Consider the following 13,858-nt stretch of genomic DNA (forward strand, 5'->3'; position numbering starts at 1 on the left):
CGTCCCTGTTCAGCGAGGCGTCGTCCACCCTTGCTGGTGCCGACACATCAACTGTCGCCAGTTCGCATCCGATGCAATTGGCGGCGCTTGGAACATCGGTACAGTGGTTGGCGCTGAGAACGATCATGGTCCGATTGGCGCGAGCGTGCTGACGCGGTTCTCGTACTCGCGACGGGCCTTGCGCTGGGCCGGAACAGCCGGGACGCCCTGGCTGCCGTCGAGCGGCTGGCAGCGGGCGAGGAGCTGACGGTGCACGGCGGGACAGCGGTCACGCGCAGGGTGTAGCCCTGGCCGCGCCCAACGGTTGCTTCCTGGTCGAGCGCGGCCCGCTCGGCGGGCTCCAGGTCGGCCGAGCGGAGGAAGTCGGCGACTTTGCCCGGCATGTCGAGGGTGACCGGCAGTTCCGGGGCAGGGGTGTCTTCCTCGGTGGCGGTGTGGTCGGGCAGGAGGTCGGCGACAGCCGTGCGGATCGCGCTGCGGCTGACGCCGTGGTCGCGGGCGAGGGCGGCGATGGAGTGGCCTTCCAGGTACGCGGTGCGGACGGCGTCGGTCTTGTCAGCCGCCACGGCGAGGCGGCGTCCGCCCTTGTTGCCCTTGGCCTCGGCGGCGCGCAGTCCGTCGTAGATCAGTTCGCGCTGGAGGTCGCGCTGGAGTTCGCCGGCGGCTGCGAGGGCCAGCACCATGAACTTCACGGTGGACGGCAGTTCGCTGGTGCGCGGGTGGCGGGCGATGAGGTCCCTCGCGGAGAGCGCGCCGTCGTGGATGCGCAGTGCCACCTGCTCGCGGTGCAGGACGTCGAGGATGTGTCCGGTGCCGCGGAGGAGGCGGAACATCTCGGAGCTGTGGACGGTGTCGCCCGGCCGCGCGTACGTGAGCAGTTCGTGGAACTCGGGGCGCTGGAGGGGGTGGAGGCGGCTTGAGGTGCCCGGGGCCTCCTCGAAGACGACCGGGTCTCGATGCCGGCCTCGTCCAGGACGAGGTTCTGCCGTGCGGTCGACTGCTGGTCGGTCGAGACCCGCTTGTAGACCAGATTCGCCACCAAGGGGCCCCTTCCGTACGGAGGATCGGGCCCTATCTGTCGTCAAGCCCTGTCAGCAATCACCATCGGATCCGATTGGATTCGGGCCGCCGCGGATCCCCGGACTGCACGGGTTCATTGGACGCGTCGGTTGCCTGTCGGTAAATGATGGCAGGTCCAGGCCGCCACGGCATCGAGGACCGGACGGAGGTCGGGGAACTGGTCCTGTCGGGACAGAGACTGACGACCGATCAGCACCAGGGCCGTTGGGCTTGGACGCTTGCCGGAGCGCGGTGGAGCCAACACGCCACAGCCATCCAGGATGGTGACGCACTGATCCCGCACGAGGTGCCCGCCACCCCACTTGCACCTGCCGAGACCGGTGGGCGTAACGCCGACCGCTGGTGTCCAAAATATGAGACGCCGCATGTGAAATGAAACACGCAGAATCCAACAAATTTCTTCATAAGCGAAGGGTGGTTTCGGGGGTGAACCGGGCCAACCCAACGTGCATTCGACCTGTTGGTCTACGTTCGGTAACCGTACGGTCGCTTGTCTGAGCACCTATCCGTATCAGACGGTGAGCGGGACTCCGCAGGCGCGCGTCCTGGCTTTCCTCTTCCGCCTATATTCCAGACCCGGTGAACGACGGCCTGGTGACACGCGTCAGGGCCTGTGGCATGGAGCCGTCCCTCACGCCCTGTCACTACGTCTGCTGTTGCCGTCCACCACGATGAAAGGAACACTCGTGCAGCTCTTCGCCCGCAGATCCGTGGCTCCGACGATCACGGACACCCCCCAGCGCCATCGGCACCGCCGACGTCGGTTCGGCATGCTGACGGCCGGTCTGGCCGGCATGGCGGCCATTGCCGGGCTCGCCACCTTGCTGTCACCGGACGCCAGTGCCGCGGGGAACCCCTACGAGCGCGGCCCCGTTCCCACCCAGGCGAGCATCGAGGCGGCAAGAGGCCCATACGCCGTCTCGCGCGCCTCGGTCTCCTCGTTCTCCGTCACCGGCTTCGGCGGCGGCACCATTTACTACCCGACCACTACCGACGAGGGCACCTTCGGGGCGGTGGCCATCTCCCCCGGCTACACCGCACGGCAATCCTCGATCGCCTGGCTCGGCCCGCGCCTGGCCTCTCAAGGCTTGGTCGTCTTCACCATCGACACCACCAGCACCTACGACCAGCCGGCCAGCCGCGGACGCCAGTTGCTGGCGGCGCTGGACTACCTGACGCAGCGTAGTAGCGTCCGCGACCGGGTTGACGCCACCCGGCTCGGCGTGATGGGTCACTCGATGGGCGGCGGTGGAACGCTGGAGGCTGCCAAGAGCCGGCCGTCCTTGAAGGCCGCGATCCCGCTGACCGGATGGAACCTCGACAAGACCTGGCCCGAGCTGCGGACTCCGACGCTGGTCATCGGAGCGGACGGCGACACCGTAGCCCCGGTGTCCTCGCACTCGGAGCCGTTTTACCAGAGCATGCCGTCCTCGCTGGACCGGGCCTACCTGGAGCTGAACGGCGCCACGCACTTCACGCCGAATCTCTCCGACACCACCATCGCCAGGTACAGCATCGCCTGGCTCAAGCGGTTCATCGACGACGACACCCGCTACGAGCAGTTCCTGTGCCCACTGCCGCGCCCGAGCCTGACCATCCGGGAGTACCGCGGCAACTGCCCGCACACTTCCTGAAGCCCTGAAGTCACTGCTCGCCCGGCCCCGTTCCGGCTGCGGGGCGGCGCCGCCTTGCCGCCGGGCAGTCGCGCCGGCCCCGCTCCTGGCAGAACCGGATCGGCAACGCCGCCGCGCGCCGCGACGCGCGTGCCCTGTCTAGAGGGCGGCACTGTGACCGCCTGGCTGTGGTGACGATGCCGGACATCGTCCACCGAATGGCCTCCACTCCGGTGCGCACCGCGATGTCCGCCACCGCGCAGGATGCGCACCACCCGACGATGCCCGGCACTCTCGCACGCACTCGGTGCACCGCACCCGATGTTCCGCACCGGTGCACGCATCGTCGACTGCCCCTTGACCAGGTTCGGCCTGGCGCGCGTCGGCCCGCTTGACCAGGTGTGCCGCCCGGCACGTTTCTCCTTGCCGCAGCACGTTCGGGCCGCCGGTCAGGCCGTGGTCAAGGGGGTGTGTGATAGGGGGTCCGCCCGCCGCTGGGGCACATCTGGTGCGGTGCGGTGGATCTGTCGGGCGGTGGTGCGCACCGTGCGCGCCACCGCTCTCCCGGGTGCGTGCTACGCGGTGGTCGGGCGCACCGAGTGCGCACCGGCCGGTGCGGGGTGCGCATCGAGGGCCTGGCCCACGCCGACGGCCTCCAGCTGTCGCAGGACACCGGCGGCGGTTTCACCGCACTCTTCCTCGGTGAGGACCTGCCTGACGAAGCGATGACCGTGTGGGCGGTTCCCTCCGCCGCATTCGACCCGCCTGCGACGCTCAGCCGCCCAGGGTGGTCACGAGGACCTGCCCGACGGTCTCCAGGGCGAAGGAGTCTCGCACGGGTCCGGGTCGATGCCGCACAGGGCGGTGACGGGGACGGTGATCCGCTTGGCGACGTCCACGAGCTGCCGATGCATTCGCGGATCGGCGCTGGCGAACCCGGCGGCTGTTTCGGTGTCGCCGGCCTCCATGGTCCGGAGGTAGCTGAAGGCGCTGAGCACCGCGTCCGGCGTCATCGGGGCGAGCGGCACGGTGGGGTTCTGGAACATGGACGGCTCCTCGCGCGGATCAGGTCCCTGGCGGGGAACTGTCCGAGCATGGTCATGAGGTGGTCATGGTCGATGCGGTCGAATGCCGCCGACAGGTCCACGTCCAGGACCCATAGACGCTTCGGGTTCTTGCCCTTCACCGTCCAGAAGATCGCTGCGATCGCGTCCTGGCAGCTGCGGCCGGGCCGGAAGCCATACGACCTCGGCTCGAAGCGTGCTTCCCACTCAGGTTCCAGGGCGTTCTTCACGCGGGCCTGGAGAGCCCGGTCACGGATGACCGGGATGCCGAGCGGCCGTTGCTTCCCGTTGCTCTTCGGGATGAACACTCGCTTGACCGGCCTGGCCTTGCAGGGCTTCGACGACCGATGGATCTCGGCCGCCAGGGCCCTCGCGCCTTCGGCGTGAGGGCCCGTTCCCCGTCGATGCCAGAGGTCTTGCGACCACTGCTCTGCTGCGTCCCCCGCTTCACGCTGACCAGCGTGTTACTGCGGCTTCGCAGCATGAGCTTCTGCAAGTTGCGGACCCTCTTGAGGTCCCCTTCCTGCGTCGCCTTGAAGATCCTCTGCCTCAGCCGCCGTACGCTCTCCTCGCAGGTGGCCCAGTCGATGCCGTGCCAGTCGAGTAAGGACTCCTAACAAAAGTGGTGGGCTTGGCCTGGTCAGGGGTCGGTGTCGTGCAGGAGGCCGTCGGGTAGCGGGACACGGCCGGCTGTGTAATCGCATGCGATAAATCTGGCGACGTGGGCGATCATCCCCGGGATACTGGTCGCCCATGGATGAGGTGAAAGTCGTCGTCGCCCATTCCGAGCGCGCGACTCTGCGCGTCGGTGACGTGTTCTTGAAGGTGGACGCCGATCAGGCGCGTATCGATGTCGAGGTCGAGGCGATGTCCCTCGCGCCGGTCCCGACCCCGGAGGTCCTGTGGCACAAGCCGCCCGTGCTCGCGATCGCCGCGCTCCCGGGGACGACGCTTGGGCGCCTCGGCGGGTCGTCGGCCGGGTCGTCGGCGGCGTGGGCCGCGGCGGGCGCCGCCATCCGGAAGCTGCACGAAGCGCCCCTGCCGCCCCGGCCGGGCCGGGCCGGCCGGAGCATCGTCGCGCTGGCGGCGGAACTCGACGACGAGTGCGAGTTGCTCGTGACGAACGGCCTCCTGCCCGCTGACCTGGTCACCCGCAACCGCCGGGTCGCCGAGGCCGCGCTCCGGCCGTGGACTCCGGCGTTCACGCACGGTGACCTGCAGATCGCGCACGTCTTCGTCGACGGCGACGAGGTGACGGGCATCATCGACTGGTCCGAGGCGGGCCAGGGGGATGCTCTGTACGACCTCGCCACCTTCACCCTCGGACACCAGGAGCACCTCGACGACGTCCTCGCCGGCTACGGCGCCGACGTCGACCTTGACGTGATTCACGCGTGGTGGTCGTTGCGAAGCCTGCTGGCAGTTCGCTGGCTGATCGAGCACGGCTTCGACCCCTTCGCTCCGGGCTGTGAGGTCGACGTGCTGAGATCCCGGATGTGAGGCTGCGCGGGTACGGCTGCTACGTATGCGTTCTGACGCATCGAGCAGGCCATCCCCTGGGGCGATCGTCCGCCCTGACTCTCCACCAAGTGTGGTGCGCAGTCGTCGCCAGCAGATGACGGCGCAGCCGAGGGTGACGAACGCGTGGTGGATGTCGTCGCGGATCTCCCAGCGGATCCGCAGGCGGCGGAACCAGTGCAACAGCGCGATCGCTCCTTCCACGACCCAGCGGTACACGCCCAGGCCGGAGCCGTGCCCGGTGCCGCGCCGAGTAAGGTGCGGGGTGATCTGGAACCGGCGGGCCTTGTTCCGGTAGACCTCGCGGTCATAGCCGCGGTCGGCGTACAGATGCTTGGGGCGGCGCAGTGGCTGGCCGCGCTTGCCGCGGATCGGCGGGACGGCCTGGATCAGCGGGATCAGCGGGATCAGTTGGCGGATCCCGGTGTACAGCACGAACAGGAACCCGCACAGCACCCTGCGACTGTCCAGACGCTTACGCCCTGACGCCGCGGATTGCGCGGGACGACCGGCAGCAACGGCTCGATGCGCGCCCACAACTCGTCGTCGATCTCCCACGGCCTGGCAGCGGTCTTCCTCATCTCGACTGCCTCGCCCCCTCGGCCAGTATCAACGAGGACTGACACACCATCATTCCTGGAGGTTCAGAAGCCTCCTTTTGTTAGGAGCCATTACCTCGCCTGCGTGATCGACATCCGCTCGCGCCGGATGCTCGGTTACTCGATGGCCCCACACATGCAGGCTGGGCCCGTCATCGACGCGCTCCAGGGCGCGGTCGCGGCCCGCGGCGGTGACGTCACCGGGGTGATCTTCCACGCGGACCACGGATCGCCATACACGTCGGCCGCGTTCGCGCAGGTCTGTGACCGGTACGGCGTCCGCAGGAGCATGGGAAGGGCCGGCTCGAGCCATGACAACGCCCTGGCCGAGCGTTCCTGGCAGGGCCTGAAGCGAGAGACGATGCACGGGAAGCTGTTCTCGACGGTCCGCCAGGCGAGGCTGGAGATCTTCGGATGGCTCACCTGCTGCAACGCCCGCCGACGCCACAGCGCGCTGGGCTGCCTCTCCCCGATCGAGTTCGAACAGCAGCACCACAGGACAGCTAAACCCTCACTCGCGGCATGAACCCCTGTATCCACACTCCGGAGGCACCTCGCACCCACTGCCGACCCACACCCGTCGATCACGTCCTGCACTGGTCACCTTGGCGCCGAGGCAGTGCGTAGAAGCTCTATGCGGGCACATATGTGGTGCGGCGCGAGGGTGAGTGACGCGGCGGCACGGCATCCCTGACCGTGCCACCGCACGGCCTTCCAGCCCTCGAGCCTGAACCGCGCCAAGTTGCGCCTGACTGTTGCACAATGTGCTGCGACAACCGCCAAGTCCCTCGACGACATCGCCGAGACCTGCCGCACCGCCCGCGGTGAACTGCGCACCACCTTGGAGGTGCTGCGCGCGCACGACGCCCACGACGTCCGTGACCCGCTGCCAGACCTGCAGGGACTGGAAAGCCTCGCGGAGGCCGCCCGGATCTCCGGGGCCGAGGTGGATCTGACGGTCACCACCGACGCCGTACCGCCCGCCGTCGGTGCGGCCGCCTACCGGATCGTGCAAGAGGCCCTCACCAACGCCGTACGGCACGGCGGCAGGCGGAACCTCGACATCCGGATCGGGGTGCGTGCCGCGGAGGGCGCCCTGCGGGTCACCGTCACGGACGACGGAATCGGTACAGGCGGCGGCTCGCCCGGATTCGGGCTCGTCGGCATGCGCGAGCGAGCGCGCAGTGTGGGCGGAACGCTGGACGCAGGGACGCTTCCCAGTAAGGGTTTCGAAGTCAGTGCCGTACTGCCGCTGAGAGGGAACCCGTGACCATCCGCGTACTGCTCGCCGACGACCAGACGCTCGTTCGGGCCGCGTTCGCGATGCTCGTCGAGTCCGCCCAGGACATGGCGGTCGTCGGCCAGGCCGCCACCGGCCGGGAGGCTGTCGAACTGACCCGCAGGGAACGCGCCGACCTGGTGGTGATGGATATCCGCATGCCCGACCTCGACGGCATCGAGGCCACCCGGCTGATCGCTGCGGACGAGGATCTGGCCGGAGTGAAAGTCCTCGTGCTCACCACCTACGACACGGACGAGAACCTCGTCGAGGCCTTGCGCGCCGGGGCCTCCGGCTTCCTGGTCAAGGACACGCGCCCTGCCGAACTCCTCGAGGCGATCCGCACGGTGACCGACGGGGACGCCCTCCTCTCGCCCGGACCGACCTCCCGGCTCATCGCCCGCTTCCTGCGCAGCCCCACGGCAACGCCGCCCGAGACCGGCCCCGATTGCCTCACCGACCGCGAGCGCGAGGTCCTCGTCGCGCGCGGCCTCAACAACACGGAGATCGGCGACGCCCTCGACCTCAGCCCACTGACCGCCAAGACCCACGTCAGCCGCATCATGGGCAAGCTCGGGGCACGTGACCGGCCGCAACTGGTCATCGTGGCGTACGAGTCGGGGTTGGTAACTCCGGGGACGGTGCATAAGTCTTCGGGTGGTACTGGTGTCGCCTGATGGTGTGGGTGGGGGGAAAATGGCTGGCCCGCGGCCGGTGGTCTGCTGGGGTGGCGGAGTGAACGCAGGCCGTACCCAGCGACTTATCGGATGGGCGGTAATCGTTGATCGAACCGGTAGCGGTCGGGTCGTCGCGGGGCTCCGGGCGGCCAAGCCTTTCCAGCCATCGGACGGCTATCGCATGACAGCCATACCCAAAGCCCCTGGGCCCCGCCGATCTTACGAATGACCAGTTCGAACCCACGACAAGAAAGTAGGGCACCCGCTGGGGCGGCAGCCCCCGGGCACTGCCAGCCGGATGGCAGCCAAGGGCTACGGCTCGCAGGCCGACAGTACGGTGCGGGAGATCGATAATGAATTCCGTGACCCTTACCACAGTCGAGATCGGACACGTCACCATGGCCAATGATCTTGAGCTCGCCGCAGCCGCCCTGCCCGATCCCACCCGTCCGGACGCGGGTCTCGTCCTCATCTCCGAATGGCACACCCAAGGCTGTGAGGAGCAGGAAAGAGTCATGAGCGGTGTCATGGACGCCTGGGAGAACACCCGACTTCCCGCCGCCTATCTCTCGCGCTATTGCCTCGAAGGAACCGACGGCCGAACGATTCTCAACTATGCCCAGTGGGCCAACAGCGACGCCCACCGGGCGTTCGCTGCCAATCCCCACAGCCAGCAGACCCTCGGCAACGCGATCCAGGGACTGTTCACAGCCGGCCCACCCGGCCGCTATGCGCTCTATCGCTCCATCGCCCTGCGTGAGGCTGCCGTTCGATACTTCACCGCGGCGTCCTACGACACCGAAGATTCCGCAACCGCCCGTGAACTCGCCGACGAATTGGCCGCTCGGAGCGCCGCCGCCACACCATGCAAGGTGATCGCTGAGCACTTCCACATCAGCGAGGACGGGCAGCGTCTCTACGTCCTAAGCGCACACGAGGCCGAACCGGCCGAAACCACTCCGAGCTTCCGCCCTTACCGCGGCCTGGCCCGGCGGTGGCCCGTCGCCCTCTGAAAGGCGGTTCTGCTGGTCAACCTGCTCACCACACACGCAAGCGATCACGAAGCTCGTCGGCTCGCTGCACGGCATGGCCTACCTCGTCGTCATCGCGGCCACTTCGATGGCCCCGTCTTCCGCCTTGACGGGCGCCCGATGGCGCGCCGCCATCCCGGGAGTCTGCGGACTGCTTGCCCTACGGCAAACCCACATTCGGATCCATGACACTTGTAGAGGCGCTGCCCTGCGCGACGTTCAAAGCCACGGCCATGCCCAGCGCTTCCGTTCGCTCCAGCACCGTGCGCGACGCAGCGGATCCGAGCCCTTGGCCCTGATCTTGCGGAGCAAGGTAGAAGTGCTCCAGCCACTGCCTTCCTTCAGCAAGTCGGACCGTGCCCCTGGCGACCTGTGGACCGTCGGTGGCCCCGTACAAAGGCAGCGGGCCCGCCGCTCGCAGGTCGGCGTCGAGCGGTGAGGACGTCCCACAGCTCCTGGGCGGCGCGTTCGTGGTGGGGGCGGGAATCACCTCGTACAGGTTTGGAGCGCGGCGGCGGACCGGCCGGTGCGGTGGCCGGCCGGCAGCACCGTCAGGGCGGCGATCGTGCGGCGACAGGCTTGTTCGCTGTCGCCGTCGTGGTGGGCGCAGGCGGCGCCGTCGATGTTGAGCAGGGTGCCGGTCATGGCGCTGGTCGGCGCCGCAGACAGCTCCAGCGCGCACTGGCTCTCGGACCGGCTCGACTGACCCGCCCCTGAGCGGAGCGGACTGTCAGACGGCAGGCTCAGGGTCTGGCGTACCAGCCGTTCTCGCCGCTGCCTTCGGACGGGTCGTACGACTGGTGCAGTCCGAGTAGCGCGGCCACCAGCCGGGGATCCCAGTCCCCGTTGAGGACCCGGTACTCGTCTGCGACCCCTCGGAAGACGAGGTGCGCCCGGCGCGAGCTGTCGCGCCAGATCACCCTGCGCGGCTTGCCGAAGGCGTCGTCGCCCTCGCCGAGCAGGGACAGGATCAGCCACACCAGGCTCACGGGCAGGCCGACGGGCCACCACAACGCCCACCAGAACAGGCGCCCACGGTAGCCGCGCACGCAGTGTCTGGTCACCGACTCGACGGTCCAGCGCGCGCGGGCGCCGCGCAGGGCGCGTCCGCGCCGGTAGGTGATCCGGCCCAGCCGAGCGCCGTACGGGTCATCGACCCGGTACACGGCAGGGCGTCCGCTCACGCGCGAACCTGTCTCCTCCGTCGACACCCGGGCGATCACGCTCTGGCTCTCACCGATGACGTCGAAGGTTCGGGCGCAGGGGTGCGCGGCGCCTGCCTGGCCGTCGGGCACGCGGCAGAGCAGCCCGATGGCACTGTGCCCTTCGTGTCCCTCGCTGTCGCCGTGGCGGACGACGACCGGAAAGGGCGTCCCGTACCGCACGTTGAACGTCATCCGCCCCTGGCCCACGCTCTGTCCTTCCCCCGCCTCGCCGCGCGGCGACGCTTCCGGCCCTCATGATCTCACTCGCCGTCCAGAGACATCCGGAGGGGAAGCCCGGGGCCACAAAGAGCCACTTCACGCGACCCGGCGGGCACTTCCCAGGGCCTGCGCCGGTTCTGTGTCCCCAAAGGGGGCCGTCACATCGGGAGGGGACACACCAGCAGACGATGTGGGGCGCTTGATGTCGGTCCCGCCCGGGGCGGACCGCGGACCGCGCACCGGGTCGGCTGCGCTCCTGTGTGATTCCGGAGACGGGCGGGACGGGGGACAATCGGGTCCATGGCCATGCTCTCCTCCACAGGTGCGGCGTCCCCGGCCGCCGAGGTGCTGCACGCCCGGTAGGCGGCCCGGTTGCCCGCCTCGCTGGACCAGCTCGCCGGCCCGAAAAACGCTGTGGTCGAGCTGCCGCTGCACGTCGCCTGGTCCGGACTGCGCGCCTACGACCTGGAGCGCCCACGCCTTCGCATGAGCCTGTACCGCACTGTCCTGGCCGAGGGGCAGCACGAGGACATCGTGACCCTGCTGAACCGCGACCTCCTCCTGGCCCAGTGGCCTGGCCTGCGTAGCTTGGTCAGCAGGCACCTGCGGGAGGTCTGGGAGGAAGCCTTCCCCGAGCTGCCGACCGCGGGATCAGCCGCCGTGTGAAACTAAAGCGGCCTGCGCCGGCGGCTCCTGGCCGCCGTCATCGACATCGGCTCCCTTTCCCTCTCGTCCTTACCGGCGGGTACGCCGTCCAGGCGCACGGTTTCGTCGAGCGCCTGAACCAGGATCTCGACGTCGCCACCGAAAACCCGGCTCCGATGGCGCAGGTCATCGTCAGCCTGGAGCAGGGCCTGGTCTCGCGGGGCTGGCAAGTGCGCGTGATCGATGTGGACGCACTGTCGGCCCGCCTGATCGCCGAGGACCCGGACACCGACGAGGAGTGCGAGGCCGATGTCCTCAAAGAACACTTTTGGACACCCTGGCCCAGACCGAGTACGGGCCGGCCCTCGCCTTCGACTCCGTCATCGGCACCAAGGTCCGCGCCCCCGCCGACCGCGGCGCCGTCCGCGACCTGATCGACGTACACGCAGCCTCCCGCCCCCGCATCAGCAATGAGCTGGAACGGCTCGGCAGGCGGCACGACCGCGACGAGTTTCGCCTGCACGACCTCCGCGACCGACTGATCGGCGCGGAGTGGGCCGACAACGACGAGTTCACGGCGTACGGCCTCACCGCAGAAGAGACGGCCGAGCTGCGCGCGTGGGCCCAGCATTGGGCGAGCGACTTGGAGCAGCGCCTGTACAACCACGACAACGAGGTATGACGGCCGGTTCCCCGCAGAACTGGCGCTCAGCACCCCAGTGTGGCCACAACGCCCAGGTGCTCAGCAGATGCAGGCGCATGTGGACCTGCAGGTTGCTGACTCTCACTTCGTTGCCCGAGCGCCTTTTCGTTCTGGCGTCCATGGAAACGGGTCCTGAGCGCTAGCTCCTCGGCACGTGCCGAGACGGCCATGGACGCCTCGTGAGAATGCCCAGCACAACGAGGCGAGAGTCACCAGACAGCACAGCACAGCACAGCACAGCACAGCACTGGACCCTGGACCTCAAGAGGCCCGGGGCCCGGTCGCGGCGCTGGAAGCGGTCAGAGGCTGTCCGGGGCGGCCTAGGGGGCCGCCACCGGCCTCGCCCAGTCCACGCCGAGCTTCGCTTCGCGAGGGCGGCGAGTTGGCCGGCGTCCAGCTGGCCCCTCCTCGATTTCGTGTTCGATACCCATACGCCCAGCTTCACGGTCACGGGTGCGATGTGTCGGCCTCATGTCGGTGAGCTGGTGGCAGTGACGGTTGATCAGGGAGGGCGTTTCCTTGCAGGTCTCTGGTGCAGGGCAATGGCTGGCTGCTGACACGAGGTGGTGCTTTGTGTCTCGGTGGCTGACGTGAAGCGGTGTATCCACAGGTGGCTCACTGTCATGAAGGCGGTACATCGCACTTTTGCATTGACGTACCGGGGTCGTGCTGATGGTCTACGAGGAGTTTCAGTGGAGGTTCGGCAGCTGGTTGTCAGCGGTGTAGCCCCAACGACCTGGTAGTTCACATTGATAGGCAGTGACGAGCTGGTGCTGACACGAGCGACAAACAGTCATGTCATTCGCACGCCGACCGTCATTACGAGCTCTAAAGACCCCGGTGCCGTTCTTCTCTATTGAGCAGCCTAGGTGTCTTGACCCAGTTCCGCAGGCACCTTGGAGGTTTCCAGTGTGTGCGAGAGCTTGTGATGCGCTTTGCCCAGCGCGAGTGATCCTGCTCAATGGCGCGGGCCCGCCTAAAGCTCTTTTCAATCACCGTGTAGTGTTCTGGTGCAAGCCGCTCAAACGTTTCCAGCACCCTCTCGTCGTCTGCGGTGTTCGACCAGTCTTGAGCAACGGCGTCCCACAGTGCTGCGGACATCAGAATGCGTGCGGCAAGCGTCGAATGTACGGCACCTTTGGGCATGGAGATCCATTCCAAAACCGCCGCCATGCGCTGGCTGCAATAGAGCTGCCAGTTCCAAGCCTCATTCCTCACCATCACTTCGGACCTAGAGACGGATAGTGCTTCTAGCTCACCAAGGAGAGTGAGAGCCTGCGCTGCCCGGCTCCTGTATTGGGGATGGCGATGATATAATTCTTCGTAAAGTCGGGCCGCCGATTCCTTTTCGCCGACTATTTCGAGCTTCGTGGCGACGGCGTATTCCCAGCCTCCCAGAGCATTGAAGTCGGGTGGATCGGCAGTCACTTCGAGGAATTTGACTTCTTCTAGAATCCCATTCAGTGCAACAATGACAGTGTCGCGATATCTTCTCCCATAAGGGATGAGCTCTTCTGCGGCTTTGTAACGCTCTTGGAAGGGTTCTGCCCTGTCCAGGGCGACCAATCGCATGCGCTCTGCATAAGAGTCGTCACCAAGGTGCACAGAGCCAATGATCCCACCGGGTGCGACCACCCCTCTTACCTCGCCAAATATGTGCGTTTCGTACGTGCGCCCCTCTTCGTTGGGGTCGCCATAGGGGCGGTCGCCGGTCACGCTATTGGCCAGATCCGAAGTGGAGGTCGCCGAAACTGCCGCCGGGTGCAACTACCCCGCGGACGTCACCAGTCGTAGTGTTGTAGACAGTGCTTCCGTGCCGCTCCGGAATCGATTCCCGCAGCAGGCGGCGAAGTTCAGGGTCTTCGGTCATTGCTCCTTCCAGAAAAGAGGCAAGATCGCCGATGGTCGCCTGAACAGCCGGATCGTCGGTCGCCCCTCCGGCATCTTCAACGTCACGCCCCGTGCGACTTCGAATGATCATTCGAACTCTTCTCGCTCCTTCGAGCGCTGCGGCAGTGACTGGTCCTGCTGCTCCACCGATTGCGGCTACAGCGGCTGCATAGGCAAGCGGATCCACGAAATCCCCCTTGAGGCGCACATAATCGCATGATGGATTTGTCAAGTGTCCTGCCTGTGAAGGCAATCGTCCAGACCGCCGACGACGTCAGTGGTGCGATGCGGATGGGGCCGTGGACGTCCAACCGTCTACGGCTATTGCTGATCTG

General features: G+C 67.3%; 12 protein-coding genes and 4 pseudogenes. 9 read left to right on the top strand and 7 right to left on the bottom strand.

Annotated features, from left to right (window positions below):
* Window positions 1–47 precede the first annotated feature (47 nt).
* Window positions 48–1,085 carry a recombinase family protein gene (locus ACWD0Y_RS22655; protein WP_450262130.1) on the bottom strand — a complete coding sequence of 346 codons (1,038 nt, stop codon included), beginning with the start codon at window positions 1,083–1,085 and terminating at the stop codon, window positions 48–50.
* Between the two features lie 765 nt (window positions 1,086–1,850).
* Here ACWD0Y_RS22655 and bdeA point away from each other — a divergent pair.
* On the top strand, window positions 1,851–2,714 hold the full coding sequence (gene bdeA / locus ACWD0Y_RS22660) for a bis(hydroxyethyl) terephthalate hydrolase (protein ID WP_450262172.1): 864 nt from the start codon (window positions 1,851–1,853) through the stop codon (window positions 2,712–2,714).
* 770 nt (window positions 2,715–3,484) lie between these two features.
* Here the strand turns inward: bdeA and ACWD0Y_RS22665 are convergent.
* Window positions 3,485–3,739, bottom strand: coding sequence for a hypothetical protein (locus ACWD0Y_RS22665; protein WP_450262131.1), 255 nt, complete (start codon window positions 3,737–3,739; stop codon window positions 3,485–3,487).
* A 14-nt stretch (window positions 3,740–3,753) separates the two neighbouring features.
* Window positions 3,754–4,346, bottom strand: a pseudogene (locus ACWD0Y_RS22670) (reverse transcriptase N-terminal domain-containing protein); the annotation flags it as partial.
* A gap of 164 nt (window positions 4,347–4,510) precedes the next feature.
* Between ACWD0Y_RS22670 and ACWD0Y_RS22675 the strand changes: the two are divergent.
* Window positions 4,511–5,257 (top strand): phosphotransferase family protein, encoded by a 747-nt coding sequence (locus tag ACWD0Y_RS22675; protein WP_450262132.1) that lies wholly within the window; start codon window positions 4,511–4,513, stop codon window positions 5,255–5,257.
* A gap of 129 nt (window positions 5,258–5,386) precedes the next feature.
* On the opposite strand, the pseudogene ACWD0Y_RS22680 reads toward ACWD0Y_RS22675, so the two are convergent.
* Window positions 5,387–5,856, bottom strand: a pseudogene (locus tag ACWD0Y_RS22680) (transposase); the annotation flags it as partial.
* Here ACWD0Y_RS22680 and ACWD0Y_RS22685 point away from each other — a divergent pair.
* The 4 genes and pseudogenes from ACWD0Y_RS22685 to ACWD0Y_RS22700 all read left to right on the top strand — a co-directional run bounded on the left by ACWD0Y_RS22685 (window position 5,801) and on the right by ACWD0Y_RS22700 (window position 8,843).
* Complete coding sequence (locus ACWD0Y_RS22685) at window positions 5,801–6,400, top strand: transposase (RefSeq protein WP_450262173.1); 600 nt, start codon at window positions 5,801–5,803, stop codon at window positions 6,398–6,400. The pseudogene ACWD0Y_RS22680 and the gene ACWD0Y_RS22685 sit on opposite strands and share 56 nt — an antisense overlap.
* 246 nt (window positions 6,401–6,646) lie before the next feature.
* A pseudogene (locus ACWD0Y_RS22690) lies at window positions 6,647–7,144 on the top strand (sensor histidine kinase); the annotation flags it as partial.
* Complete coding sequence (locus ACWD0Y_RS22695) at window positions 7,141–7,830, top strand: response regulator transcription factor (RefSeq protein WP_450262133.1); 690 nt, start codon at window positions 7,141–7,143, stop codon at window positions 7,828–7,830. The pseudogene ACWD0Y_RS22690 and the gene ACWD0Y_RS22695, both read left to right, overlap by 4 nt.
* Window positions 7,831–8,192: 362 nt before the next feature.
* Complete coding sequence (locus ACWD0Y_RS22700; RefSeq protein ID WP_450262134.1) at window positions 8,193–8,843, top strand: hypothetical protein; 651 nt, start codon at window positions 8,193–8,195, stop codon at window positions 8,841–8,843.
* 504 nt (window positions 8,844–9,347) lie between these two features.
* Here ACWD0Y_RS22700 and ACWD0Y_RS22705 read toward each other — a convergent pair.
* Together ACWD0Y_RS22705 and ACWD0Y_RS22710 are read right to left on the bottom strand one after the other, a co-directional pair.
* The gene (locus ACWD0Y_RS22705) at window positions 9,348–9,506 is read right to left on the bottom strand and encodes a hypothetical protein (protein WP_450262135.1); all 159 of its coding nucleotides are present in this window, start codon (window positions 9,504–9,506) and stop codon (window positions 9,348–9,350) included.
* A gap of 98 nt (window positions 9,507–9,604) precedes the next feature.
* On the bottom strand, window positions 9,605–10,273 hold the full coding sequence (locus ACWD0Y_RS22710) for a hypothetical protein (protein ID WP_450262136.1): 669 nt from the start codon (window positions 10,271–10,273) through the stop codon (window positions 9,605–9,607).
* 384 nt (window positions 10,274–10,657) lie between these two features.
* On the opposite strand from ACWD0Y_RS22710, the gene ACWD0Y_RS22715 reads away from it, so the two are divergent.
* Both ACWD0Y_RS22715 and ACWD0Y_RS22720 read left to right on the top strand, forming a co-directional pair.
* Entirely contained in the window at window positions 10,658–10,951 is a 294-nt protein-coding gene (locus ACWD0Y_RS22715; RefSeq protein WP_450262137.1) for a hypothetical protein, read from the top strand.
* A gap of 12 nt (window positions 10,952–10,963) precedes the next feature.
* Window positions 10,964–11,612, top strand: a pseudogene (locus ACWD0Y_RS22720) (nucleotidyl transferase AbiEii/AbiGii toxin family protein).
* A gap of 849 nt (window positions 11,613–12,461) precedes the next feature.
* On the opposite strand, the gene ACWD0Y_RS22725 reads toward ACWD0Y_RS22720, so the two are convergent.
* Window positions 12,462–13,349: a hypothetical protein gene (locus ACWD0Y_RS22725; protein WP_450262138.1), complete on the bottom strand. Its 888-nt coding sequence runs from the start codon at window positions 13,347–13,349 to the stop codon at window positions 12,462–12,464.
* A 97-nt stretch (window positions 13,350–13,446) separates the two neighbouring features.
* Between ACWD0Y_RS22725 and ACWD0Y_RS22730 the strand changes: the two genes are divergently transcribed.
* Entirely contained in the window at window positions 13,447–13,743 is a 297-nt protein-coding gene (locus tag ACWD0Y_RS22730; protein ID WP_450262139.1) for a hypothetical protein, read from the top strand.
* The last annotated feature ends 115 nt before the right edge of the window (window positions 13,744–13,858 follow it).

It is taken from the genome of Streptomyces altiplanensis, assembly GCF_053591575.1.

Excerpts from the sequence above, each read along its gene's own strand:
- ACWD0Y_RS22675 (WP_450262132.1), top strand. The coding sequence starts at position 4,511 with ATGGATGAGGTGAAAGTCGTCGTCGCCCATTCCGAGCGCGCGACTCTG.
- bdeA (WP_450262172.1), top strand. The coding sequence starts at position 1,851 with ATGCTGACGGCCGGTCTGGCCGGCATGGCGGCCATTGCCGGGCTCGCC.
- ACWD0Y_RS22665 (WP_450262131.1), bottom strand. The coding sequence starts at position 3,739 with ATGTTCCAGAACCCCACCGTGCCGCTCGCCCCGATGACGCCGGACGCG.
- ACWD0Y_RS22705 (WP_450262135.1), bottom strand. The coding sequence starts at position 9,506 with ATGACCGGCACCCTGCTCAACATCGACGGCGCCGCCTGCGCCCACCAC.
- ACWD0Y_RS22685 (WP_450262173.1), top strand. The coding sequence starts at position 5,801 with ATGCGCGCCCACAACTCGTCGTCGATCTCCCACGGCCTGGCAGCGGTC.